The organism is Rhizobium tibeticum, from assembly GCF_900110205.1.
Lineage (GTDB): Bacteria > Pseudomonadota > Alphaproteobacteria > Rhizobiales > Rhizobiaceae > Rhizobium > Rhizobium tibeticum.
On the sequence record NZ_FOCV01000115.1, the window covers coordinates 1 to 3,148 of the forward strand.

The 3,148-nt window shown below is 61.1% G+C and carries 4 protein-coding genes; all 4 read right to left on the bottom strand.

Going from position 1 to position 3,148, the window contains the following annotated elements:
- Window positions 1–61: 61 nt before the first annotated feature.
- The 4 genes from BSG20_RS34875 to tnpA are packed head-to-tail and all read right to left on the bottom strand — an operon-like array spanning window position 62 to window position 3,068.
- On the bottom strand, window positions 62–625 hold the full coding sequence (locus BSG20_RS34875; RefSeq protein WP_072382351.1) for a YecA/YgfB family protein: 564 nt from the start codon (window positions 623–625) through the stop codon (window positions 62–64).
- Window positions 622–2,196, bottom strand: a complete 1,575-nt coding sequence (tnpC, locus tag BSG20_RS34880) for an IS66 family transposase (protein WP_072382349.1) — start codon at window positions 2,194–2,196, stop codon at window positions 622–624. Before tnpC ends, BSG20_RS34875 begins: the two co-directional genes overlap by 4 nt.
- 48 nt (window positions 2,197–2,244) lie before the next feature.
- Complete coding sequence (tnpB, locus tag BSG20_RS34885) at window positions 2,245–2,601, bottom strand: IS66 family insertion sequence element accessory protein TnpB (RefSeq protein ID WP_057251438.1); 357 nt, start codon at window positions 2,599–2,601, stop codon at window positions 2,245–2,247.
- Window positions 2,598–3,068: an IS66-like element accessory protein TnpA gene (gene tnpA / locus BSG20_RS34890; RefSeq protein WP_072382347.1), complete on the bottom strand. Its 471-nt coding sequence runs from the start codon at window positions 3,066–3,068 to the stop codon at window positions 2,598–2,600. Before tnpA ends, tnpB begins: the two co-directional genes overlap by 4 nt.
- Between the last annotated feature and the right edge of the window lie 80 nt (window positions 3,069–3,148).

Here is a 3,148-nt window from a genome sequence, read left to right on the forward strand (position 1 = left end):
CGTGAGCGCGACGAACAGCCCACCGCTTTCGGCGTTGACGGTTTCGCAATAGCACCCTTTGTCAGAACTTCTGCTTTGCCCGCTTCGGCATGAAGTAGGTTCGGATATTGACAAGTGCTTCAGCGACGTCAGCAGCATCCTGGCGGGTTGCTTTGTGTTTTGCGTCGCCGAGCTTGCGGATGGGCGCGATGATATCCCCAGTGACGGCATGACCTTGAAGGACGGGCTGCCAAAGCCTCGGCGCGTAGTGTGTTCCCAGCAGAAAGCAGAGGTCCCAATCGAATGGATCAAAGGCCTGGTCATCGATCCTGGTGAACCTTGGCCGGTGGTCTTTCGGTGTTTCGGCAAGGCTTGCGGAGATGCGGTTATACTCTGCAACGATCGTCTGCACGGCCCGGTGTTCTGTTGTTTCCATCGGCAGGTTCAGGGCATCCGGGCCAGTCAGCTCCGGGATCCATTGACGCGGGTCGATGAACCTTGGGCCGATGATGAGGGCCGTAAGATAGCCATCGAGACCGCTCATGGACCAAATCGGCGATGCCGTACGACGTCCCCTGATGAAGGCTTCGAATGCCTCATCATCGAGCTTCGGTCGTGCCGTCGTCCCCTGGCTGTTGTGCGTCATGCTGCCCGTCGCTCCTGCTCTATCACCACCTCGCGCTCGGCCTTCCAGTTCCACGGCAAGAGGCTTTCCATCTCGTTGGCTTTCACTTTTCCCGCGATGATGCGTTCCAGCACATCGGCAAGCCAGACCTCAGGGTCCACACCATTCAGTTTGCAGGTGTTGACGAGCGATGCGAGGACAGCGAAGGACTTTCCACCCCGCTCGCTGCCCACGAACAACGAGTTCTTTCTCGTCAGAGCCACCGATTTCATTGAACGCTCAACGATATTGGAGTCCACCTCGATCCGGCCATCCTCCAGGAAGGCTGCCAGTCCGCTCCAGTGGTTGAGCGCGTAGGAGACGGCCTTGCCAAGCGCCGACTTTGACGACACCTCTTCGCGCAGTTCGGTGATCTGGGCCTTCAGTTCTCTCATGATGGGCGCTGCCTCGCGGCGTCGCACCCTCAGCCGGGTATCGTCATTCTCGCCGCGCAGTTTCGCCTCGATGCGATAGATCTCGGCAATCCTGGCCAGGATCGACAGCGCCTCCGAAGAGCCGGTCAGCTTGACGACATCGACGAACTTGCGCCGCGCATGGGCAAGGCAGAACGCCAGCCGCATGGGCGCGACATTGCTCTTCCCCCGGCGCTTGGCCAACGTTTTATAGGCTTGGTACCCATCCACTTGAAGTACGCCGGCAAACGACGACAATTGCCCCTCGACCTCGCGCGCGCTGCGGCTTTCGGCAAAGATATAGGCAACCGCCGGCGGCGCCGGACCATTCCATGGCCGATCGTCGATCGCCTGCGCCCAAAGTTGGCAGACCTTGGTGCGCTTACGTCCCGGATCAAGCCGCGGGAGCGGCGTCTCGTCACAGAACACCCTTGGCTGGGAGCGGATGAAGGCAAGCAGCGCATCGTAGAGGAGCTCGAGCCACCAGGCGATCCGTGTCACCCAGGCGCCAAGCGTGCCGCGATCGATGATCACGCCGCAGGAGGCAAGCATCTGCGCCTGGCGATGCAGCGGCAGATGCCAGGCAAACTTCGAAACGGCGACATGGGCTGCAAACGCCGTGGTCACCATGCCGCCGTCCATAACGCGTGCTGGTGCGGGCGCTTGCACAATGACGCTTTCGCAGGCCCGGCATGCATAGCGCGGCCGGACCGTCCGCTTCACCCGGACGACCGCCGGCACGATGTCGAGCGCTTCACTGACATCAGTGCCGATGCAATGAAGCTCGAACGAGCAGCACGGGCAAACCTTGCTCTCCGGCTCGATAACCTCTTCATACCGAGGAAGGTGCTTGGGCAAACGGCCGATATTGCGCGATGGCGCAGGTCGAACCTGCGGTGTCCCCTCGGTGACGGGCGCAACATCGTCATTGGCCGCCTCGGGGATGTCGCTGAGATCGCCAAGGTCGAGCGTCGCCTGCGTCGGGTCGATCGTCGTCATTTTCTCCGACTTCGCCCCAAAGAGCTGCTGCTCCAGGAAGGCAACGCGCGCTTTGAGATCGGCATTCTCCTCGTCGAGCGAGAGAATGATCCGGGTTAATTGCGCAGCATCCTGAGGCAAGGGGGTGGGTCGAAGCGGCATGGCAGACCCTACCATACAAGCCTGAAACTGCAAGCAAAACCAATAGGATCAGCCTGCTTTTGAGGGCCTCCTCACCGCGTTTCGCTTGACGCGCGTCCAGTCAATGCCGGCCAGCAAAAGCGAGAACTCCTGACTACTCATCTGCATCGCACCGTCGCGGATCGGCGGCCAAACGAACTTGCCCGCCTCCAGCCATTTCGTCGCCAGGATCATCCCTGATCCGTCCCAATAAATGCAGCGAAGACGGTCGAGACGCTTGGCGCGGAACACGAACACGTCGCCACAATAGGGATCGGCCGCAAGCGCTGACGCCACCAAGGCCACAAGCCCATTCATGCCGCGCCGGAAGTCGACCGGCTGCGTCGCCACCATGATCTTCACGCCATTCGGCGAAAGTCCAATCACCGGCGCCCCCGCAACGCCGCCACCATCGCCCGCGCCAACTCGGGCGCCACCGAACCGATCACGGTCATGCGTGCTCCGGAAATCTCGATCTCAATTCGGCCGGAAGCAACGGAAGCGACATCCGACGGCGAGCTCTGCAGTGCCGCGCGATCGCCGACCACCGTCACCGGCACGAACATCGCCTGCTGCGCGCAGGTCTTCGCGGATCGTTGAGAGGTCAGTCCGGCTTCGCGACGCCAGGCATTCAGCAAGCCGCGATTGACGCCCCAGCGCCGGGCAATCGCCGAGATGTTCACGTCGGGCTCTGCGCTTTCCGCAAGGATCCGCGCCTTCTCCTCTTCAGTCCAATTCCGCCGCTGGCGACGACCGGTGATCACCTCGATCCGACGATATTTTCCCTCATGCCTGGCTTCATGCATGCCTTCATCCATGACTTCAAGCATGGCATCAGCGCGATCTCCAACCATTCGTTCCGCTCCTGTCGATGAAGGAGCTTATCTCGCGGTCTCTACCAACAAAGAAAAGGTGGGCTGTTCGTCGCGCTCAC